The following is an 8,049-nucleotide window of genomic DNA, read 5'->3' on the forward strand; positions in this document are numbered from 1 at the left end:
CTCAGGAACTCAGGAACTCAGGAACTCAGGAACTCACCCGTGGTGAGTTCCTGGAGGGCGTCCGCCGCCCGCGGGTGGTCGCTGAATTGGCGCGCCACCGCGCCGCGCTGTTCGTCCGGGACCAGAATTCAGACCTGATCGGCGGTCAGTTCATCCACCACATAGGACGAATGGGTGGAGAAGGCGATCTGGAGCTTGGGATCGGTCGTGACCAGGGTCTTCAGGGCTGTGACCAATTCGCGTTGGGCCTGGGGGTGCAGGCCCTTCTCCAGGTCGTCGATCAGCAGCACATTGGCGCCCTGATTCCACATCGCAAGTTCCGGGGGACAGTATACTTAAATCCTCCCTCGGCATTCCGATGATAAAACATTCCAGGAAACGGACGGGCGCTATACCGAATTCAAGGCCGCCAACCGGAGATTGGTGACTGTCCGGGGAACTTCCGCTGATGGGGGCCGACTGGGCGGTCTTCGCGAAGTCCTGTCTTACCCGCGCCGACCCCGTGGTCGCGTATCGGGGGCGCTAGCGCCATCGCATTGCGCTCGCCGAAAGTCGCCTGCTGGACTTCGACGGCTCAGCCACAGCGATGGTCTGGCCCCTATTTCCCTACAGTGATCCGCGTGTTATAGTGTCAAAGCTGTAACAAGGGTTTACATTGGGAGGTCCGACCGTGCCCAGGTTGCGCCTTGACTGGTTGGTGGGAAAGCCGGAGATCGCTGTCGCTGGCGTATTACTGGCGATTGTGGTGATCCTGGCCGGAGCCCGCTCGGTGCACTACCTGTTGTTCCATACGATGGCCGAGCTCTTCGCCATCGTCGTCAGTCTGTGCATTTTTGTTCTGACCTGGACCAGCAGTCGCTACCTGCTCAACGGCTACCTGATCGTGCTCGGCGCCTCATACGGCGCCATCGGACTCGTTGATATTTTTCATACCCTGACCTTCAAGGGAATGAATCTGTTTCCCGGCGTCTCCACCAATTATCCGACCCAGTTTTGGCTGACGGCGCGCTATCTGGAGGCCATCGCTTTATTGTGCGGCCCGCTGGTCATCGCCAGGCGGCCCAACTTTGCCCTCGTCAGCATGGGATTTGCCGCCGCCGCCCTGGTGGCGTGCGCGGCGGTGATGCTGCAATGGTTTCCTACCACGTTCGTCGACGGTGTCGGGCTGACCCCCTTCAAGGTCAACAGCGAGTATGTCATCATCGCTATGCTGGTCGCCGGGTTTATTCTGCTTTACCGCCGCCGCCGACAATTCGAGTCGCGGATATTCCTCCTGTTGGCCGGCTCCCTGTGGCTGGCGATGGCGACCGAAGTCTGCTTCACGCGCTACGCCGGTTTCTATGATTTCACTAACGAACTCGGCCACTATTTTCGCTTTTTGTCGGTCGCCCTCGCGTTCATCGCCGTGGTGTTTTCTGGTGTGCGGCAGCCCTTTGAATTAATTTTCCGGGAGATGGACGAGAACAAGCGCCTATTGGTCGAGTTGAACGAGATGCTGGCCAAGAGCGAGGAACGTTATCGCACGGCTTTCGTCACCAGTCCGGACGCCTTCACCATCACGCGTGTGGCCGATGGACAGTATGTGGACGTCAATGACGGATTCATAGACACCTTCGGTTGGGCGCGGGATGAAGTCATCGGTAGGACCGAGTCGCAGATCGGCATCTGGCGCAACCCGCAGGACCGACGACGCTTGGTTGATGCCCTGCAGACGAATGACTATTGCAAGAATCTGGAGGTCGAACTTGTCACGAAAGCGGGCAGCGTGATCACGTCGCTCGTGTCTGCTCATGCCATTACCATCGCGGGCGATCGTTGCCTGCTGTCGGTCACCCGCGACATCAGCGATTTGAAGCAAGCCGAAGCCGCACTTCACGAGGCCGATCGGAGGAAGAATGCATTTCTCGCCATGCTGGGCCATGAGCTGCGCAATCCGTTAGCGCCGATTAGCAATGCCGTGGAAATCCTTCGGCATATCGGGTTGACTGGCGTGCAATTTAGCTGGTGCCGCGACGTTATCGCCCGCCAAACCCAGCATCTGACCCGCTTGGTCGACGACCTGCTGGATCTCTCCCGCATTACCCGCGGGAAGGTCGAGCTCCGCCTGGAGCGGCTCGACGTGGCGGACATCTTGGACCGTGCACTGGAAACCAGTCAACCGCTGATCGATGCCCGCCGACATGCACTTACGGTGCATCGACCGCACGCCCCGATACAGGTCCAGGGTGATGCGATCCGACTCGCCCAGGTCGTCTCGAATCTGCTCGCGAACGCGGCCAAGTATACCGACGAAGGTGGGCAAATTGGTCTCACCGCTGAACGTGACCATGATGAGGTCCGCATCCGTGTCTGCGATACCGGCCATGGCCTTGATTCCGCTGTCTTGCCCCACCTATTCGAACTGTTCTATCAGGTCGATGATACTCTGGATCGTGCCGCGGGCGGCTTGGGGATTGGCCTCTCGCTGGTCAAGCATTTGGTGGATTTGCACGGCGGTACCGTCCAGGTCTTCAGTGAAGGTCGGGGGCACGGCAGCGAATTTGTCATCTGCCTTCCCTGTCTCCCGGCCCGGCCCGCCAGCGCGCTCGAGGATGCGATCGCGCCCGCACCGAATCAAGGTGGGCTGTGTGTGCTCATCGTGGACGACAACCGTGATGCGGCCGATAGCCTCGCGCTGCTGTTGGACGCTGCTGGAGATCGGGCGCTGACGGCCTACGATGGGGAGACGGCGCTGACGGTCGCGTATGCCGAACGGCCCCAGGTCGTCCTGCTCGATCTGGGGCTGCCGGGGTTGGACGGCTATGCCGTGGCACAACGGCTGCGCCAGCACCAGCAGACCGAGCTACCCGCACTTCGGCTGATCGCCCTGACCGGCTATGGAGACCCGGAAAGTCGGCAACGTTCCAGGGCCGCCGGATTTGACATGCATCTGATCAAACCCGTCGATATCGCGACGCTGCAATGCCTGTTGGCAGAATACCGCAATGGCGTCGCTTAAGGTGGCGAGGTCGGCGTTGTCGATCAGCATAACGCTTTGATAGTTTGGTCGTTTTTCCTCTTCCAAGGACGTTGCCACGCGGTGCGCATCGGTGCAGTCGCCCGACTGACGCCTAGGCGGGACTGTCCGCTCCCGGCGGTCCCGCCTGGCTCTGCCCGTCCCCGCCATCCGCTGCCGCCTGGGGTTCGCGTCTGGGTGTGGCCAAGACCTTGTCGATCCGCCTGCTGTCCATGTCGACGATCTCCAGGCGCCAGTGCTCCCAGTCCACCAGGTCACCGGTCTGGGGGACGCGCCCAAGCAGCCACAGGAGCATGCCGCTCAGGGTGTGATAGCGGCCCTTGTCCTCTTCCGGCACGGCCTTGAGCTCCAGCCGATCCTTGAGTTCCATGATGGGGATCAGACCATCCAGCAGCCAGGAGCCGTCGGCGCGCGGCACCGCCCAGGCGTCTTCCGGGTCGCGGGGCTGGAATTCGCCGGTGACCGCCTCCAGCACGTCTTGCAGCGTCACCAGTCCCAGCAGTTCACCGTACTCGTCGATGACGAAGACCATTTGGGCGCCGTTGGCACGGAACTCACCCAGCAGCTGCATGCCGGTGAGCGACTCGGGCACATAAACGGAGGGTTCCAGGTCCAGGGTCAGGTCGATACCCTGTCCGCTCAATGACTGACTGAACAGGTTTTTCATCACGGCGACGCCGATCACCTCATCCAGGCCGCCGCGGCAGACCGGGAAGCGTGAGTGGACCGAGCCGGCGACGCGCGCCAGGTTATCCTCCAAGGGTGCGTTGAGGTCGAGCCAGGCGATCTCGCCCCGCGGCACCATGAGTGAACCGAGTTGCCGGTCATCGAGACGGAAGACGTTGCGCACCATGTGGTGCTCGTCGGCGTCGATCACCCCGGCCTCGGACCCCTCCTGCAACAGCGCGTGGATCTCGTCCTCGGTGACCCGGGAGGCGGCCTGTTCCCGCTGACCGAGCAGGCGCAGCAGGGCGGCGGTGGACCAGGAGAGCAGCCAGCCGAAGGGGCGGGTGGCGATTGACAGTGCGTGCATGGGCCGCGCCACCAGTCGTGCGATCCCCTCCGGGTCGATCTGCCCCAGGCGCTTGGGCACCAACTCACCGACCACGATGGAGACATAGGTGATCAGGACGACCACCAGCGCGGTCGCGGTGAGCCCGGCCGGGTGTGACTCCACCCCCAACAGCTCCAGCAGCCGCGCCAGGGGCTCCGCCAGGGTCTCCTCGCCGACGATCCCGCTCATGACGCCGATGGAGGTGATGCCGATCTGGATGGTGGAGAGAAAGCGGGTCGGGTTCTCGCCCAGTTTGATGGCCATCACGGCGGCCGCGTCGCCGTCCTCCGCCAGGCGCGCCAGGCGTGCCCGCCGGGCGGTGATCAGGGCGATCTCGGACATCGCGAGAATACCGTTGAGTAGGATCAGGCCGATGAGAAAGAGGACTTCCATGGGGGGTCTCGGGGTGGGGCGCGGCCCGCGCTCAGCGCGTGCCGCAGGGCGAGGGGCTCGGGCGAGGTCGTGGTCCGGTCCGTTGACCTCGCCGGGCTGAGCCAAATACTAACTGTGCATTGTACGGGCGCGTCGGAGAAAGGGGGATTTCCGACTCAGTCGGCCCGGATCGGTGCGACCTTGAGGACCTCTTCCATGCTGGTCACCCCGCGGGCGGCCTTGAAGGCGCCGCTGATGCGCAGGGGTCGCAGGCCTTTCTGGTAGGCGAGTCGGCGCAGTGGTGTCTCGTCGAAGGTGGCGGTGATGAGGTCGCGGATCTCCGCGTCGAGGGTGAGGATCTCATAGAGCCCGACGCGCCCGAAATAGCCGGTATTGCGGCACTCCAGACAGCCCTTTGGATGCCACAGGGTCGGCGGCGCGTTGAGCTTCCAGGGATTGACCAGCGACTCCCAGATGTCCAGGTCGGTTGGGGCCTCCTGCTTGCAGTGGGGGCAGAGGGTCCGCACCAGGCGCTGCGCGACCACCCCGACGACGGTCGCCTTCACGAGATAATGCGGGACACCGATGTCCAGCAGCCGGGTGATCGCGGACGGGGCGTCGGTGGTGTGCAGGGTGGACAGGACCAGATGCCCAGTAAGCGACGCCTGCACTGCCATCTCCGCGGTCTCCCGGTCGCGGACCTCGCCGACCATGATGATGTCCGGGTCCTGGCGCATCAGGGTGCGGATGCCGCTGGCGAAGTCCAGGCCGATGTTGTGCTGCACCTGCATCTGGTTGAAGCTGGGCTCCACCATCTCGATGGGCTCCTCTACGGTGCAGACGTTGACCTGGGGGGTGGACAGGGTCTTCAAGGTGGAATATAGGGTGGTGGTCTTGCCCGAGCCGGTGGGGCCGGTCACCAGGACGATGCCGTGCGGGCGGCCGACCATGGTCTGCCAGCGCCTGGCGTCCTCCTCGCCGAATCCCAGGTCGGCGAAGTTCCGCAGCAGGACCTCCGGGTTGAAGATGCGCATCACCAGCTTTTCGCCGAAGGCGGTGGGCATGGTAGAGAGGCGCATCTCCATCTCCCGGCCGTCCTCGGAGCGGGTCTTGATGCGGCCGTCCTGGGGGCGGCGTTTCTCGGCTACGTCCATACGCCCCAGGATCTTGATGCGGCTGGTGATCGCGGTCATCACCAGGGCCGGGACCTGGTAGACCGAGTGCATGACCCCGTCGATACGGAAGCGGATGTTGCCGACCTCGCGCCGCGGCTCCAGGTGGATGTCGCTGGCCCGCTGGTCGAAGGCGTACTGGAGCAGCCAGTCGACGATGTGTACGATGTGGCTGTCGTTGGCGTCGATCTGCCCGGACTTGCCCAGCTCCACCAGGGCCTCGAGGTTACCGAGCCCGACAAAGCGCCGGTTCGCATCGGCGGCGTTCGCCCCCTTGACCGACTTGGATACACCGAAGAATTCCTTGCGGTAGCGCTCGATGTCTCGCGGGTTGGCGAGCACCCGACCGATCTCGCGCCGGATGATCCCGCCGAGCTCGTCGATCCAGCCGGTGAGATAGGGCTCCGAGGTGGCGAACACTGCCCGTTTGGGCGTGATCGACACCGGTAGGATGCGGTTCCAGGCCGCATAGGAGGCGGTGACCAGATCGCCCACATTGGGGGCATCGATCTTCAGCGGGTCAATGCGCAGGTACTCAAGCCCGGTGCGTTTGGCGAGCCACAGCGTCAACTCCTCCAGGGTGATGATGCGCTTGGAGTTGGCGTGATGGAGCTTGGCGTCGGCCACGACCTCCAGCGCATGACGGTCCGCCCGGTCCTTCGCGGTGACGCTGAACAACAGGGTCTGGGCGGCCGGGGCACCGATCAGGCCGTCCGCCACCAGATCGTCCAGGACCTCTTCTACGCTCAGGCGATGGTCGGGACGGCTTTCAATCTCTTTCGCTGTTGTCACGTTCGGCTCCTTCATTCGTCGGGGGGGCGCGGCACGACCCGCCGCCGTAGGTGACTCAGTCTGCAAGGCCCGGTTCACCGATTGCAACGGGTTTTGCATCCGTGGGGCGAAACCGGGGCAGCGGCGCAAGGATGGCGGGTTGCGCGCCGCCGCTGATGTGCGCGGGCAGGATCTTGACCGGATGCCCGGCGAGTTGGCGGTGCAGCGTGGACTGCCATTCGCGGTCGGTCCAGTCCGACGGCCCGGCGCACGAATAGCAGAGCACCGGGTAATGGGCGCCGGTCGATCCCGGAGACGATGGAATCCCCGACGCCGATCCGCCAGTCGTCCAGCCAGACTTGATGGCCCGCGCCGCGCGCTTCGATGGCAAGGCTCTCGACGAGTGTGGCGTCGGCCTTGCGGCGGCAGAGAAATACATTGGCCATCGGGGGTACCTACTGACAATCGCCAGGGATCGGGGACGCATCGAGGCCGCGCGGGGACTGGCGTGCGTGGATTATCCATCAGCGGCGCCGGGGCGCCTACCCGGACGGGCGGGTCAGCGGGGCACGCACCCCTAGCGCTGTGTCGCCCCCTGCCTTTTCGGTTGCGACGGCGGCCCGCTGGTTTGCCCCGCGGGGCCACGACGTGCTACATACCCTTCGCCGTCCTCCGACGCTCCAGCGTCCTGTGTTACGCACAGCAAAGCGTTGCGGACCGCGTGCCCAACTGGAAGTTGGGAACTGGAAGGACGGGATGCAGCGAGAATAATCACGTAGTCTATCCCCATCGCGATGCAACCGGAGTTTCGATCAATGACCGAATGGCGCAACCGTATCACCGTCGACCCCGAGGTGCTGGTCGGCAAGCCGATCGTCCGCGGCACCCGCATCTCCGTGGAACTGCTCTTGGACCGGCTCGGGGACGGCTGGAGCATTGAGCAGATCCTTGATGCCTATCCACGGCTGAGCCGCGATGACGTGCTGGCGGCGATCAGCTTTGTCAGCGAGGTCTTTCGTGAGGAGCGGTTCATCGCGGTGGCGAAGGCGGGCGTATGAAGCCGCGACTGCTGCTGAACGAAAACATGCCGATCCCGGCGGCACGACGCCTGCGCGCGGCGGGCTGGGAGGTACTGCACATCGCCGAGCAGTACGCGAGCGTGACCGACGAGGCCGTGATGGCGCTGGCCTGTGCCGAAGCCCGTTGGCTGATCACCTTTGATCGCGATTATGGCGAGCTGGTATTCCAACGGCACCTGCCACCGCCGCCGCTGATCCTGTTGTTGAGGGTACCGTCCTATCAGCCGGGGGAACCGGCGCGATGGGTGGAGGAGATCTATGCGAGTGGCGCATTGCTGGAAGGGCATTTCTGCGTCTTTGACGGCGAGACCCTGAGGCGCCGGCCGTTGGCGAACAGGCCAAGTCGGGCGCATTAGCACCGGCGCCACCTTTGCCCTGCCTTACGGCGCAACGATCCGAATCCGTTGCGCGCGCCGATCTCGCCCGCGCAAGGGTCCGAGGGTCCGTTACGGTCGCGCAACGCGGGTTTCGATCCGGTAACGGCCATGAAGGGGGTTCCCGACACCCCGGAACATGAAAGATACTGCACGGGAGACGACGGAGAAAGGTCGATCAAGCTTTTGGCGATTTGATCCCGATCGGTAA

At 63.8% G+C, this 8,049-nt stretch carries 7 protein-coding genes; 3 read left to right on the top strand and 4 right to left on the bottom strand.

The window, feature by feature from the left end; translation table 11 throughout:
- Positions 1-128: 128 nt before the first annotated feature.
- Positions 129-311, bottom strand: a complete 183-nt coding sequence (locus QZY44_RS20155) for an AAA family ATPase (protein WP_295450837.1) — start codon at positions 309-311, stop codon at positions 129-131.
- Positions 312-697: 386 nt separating this feature from the next.
- Here QZY44_RS20155 and QZY44_RS20160 point away from each other — a divergent pair, with 386 nt between their 5' ends.
- The gene (locus tag QZY44_RS20160; RefSeq protein WP_295450840.1) at positions 698-2,998 is read left to right on the top strand and encodes an MASE3 domain-containing protein; all 2,301 of its coding nucleotides are present in this window, start codon (positions 698-700) and stop codon (positions 2,996-2,998) included.
- A 112-nt stretch (positions 2,999-3,110) separates the two neighbouring features.
- Here the strand turns inward: QZY44_RS20160 and QZY44_RS20165 are convergent, their stop codons facing one another.
- The 3 genes from QZY44_RS20165 to QZY44_RS20175 all read right to left on the bottom strand — a co-directional run bounded on the left by QZY44_RS20165 (position 3,111) and on the right by QZY44_RS20175 (position 6,776).
- Positions 3,111-4,463, bottom strand: coding sequence for a hemolysin family protein (locus QZY44_RS20165; protein WP_295450843.1), 1,353 nt, complete (start codon positions 4,461-4,463; stop codon positions 3,111-3,113).
- A 155-nt stretch (positions 4,464-4,618) separates the two neighbouring features.
- Positions 4,619-6,406 carry a GspE/PulE family protein gene (locus tag QZY44_RS20170; protein ID WP_295450846.1) on the bottom strand — a complete coding sequence of 596 codons (1,788 nt, stop codon included), beginning with the start codon at positions 6,404-6,406 and terminating at the stop codon, positions 4,619-4,621.
- Between the two features lie 55 nt (positions 6,407-6,461).
- A complete protein-coding gene (locus QZY44_RS20175) occupies positions 6,462-6,776 on the bottom strand; it encodes a hypothetical protein (protein ID WP_295450848.1) in 315 nt (104 codons plus the stop codon).
- A 424-nt stretch (positions 6,777-7,200) separates the two neighbouring features.
- Between QZY44_RS20175 and QZY44_RS20180 the strand changes: the two genes are divergently transcribed.
- Both QZY44_RS20180 and QZY44_RS20185 read left to right on the top strand, forming a co-directional pair.
- A complete protein-coding gene (locus QZY44_RS20180) occupies positions 7,201-7,443 on the top strand; it encodes a DUF433 domain-containing protein (protein WP_295392616.1) in 243 nt (80 codons plus the stop codon).
- Positions 7,440-7,820: a DUF5615 family PIN-like protein gene (locus QZY44_RS20185; protein ID WP_295450851.1), complete on the top strand. Its 381-nt coding sequence runs from the start codon at positions 7,440-7,442 to the stop codon at positions 7,818-7,820. Before QZY44_RS20180 ends, QZY44_RS20185 begins: the two co-directional genes overlap by 4 nt.
- Positions 7,821-8,049: the final 229 nt, after the last annotated feature.

It is taken from the genome of uncultured Thiodictyon sp. (genome assembly GCA_903837595.1).
GTDB lineage: Bacteria > Pseudomonadota > Gammaproteobacteria > Chromatiales > Chromatiaceae > Thiodictyon.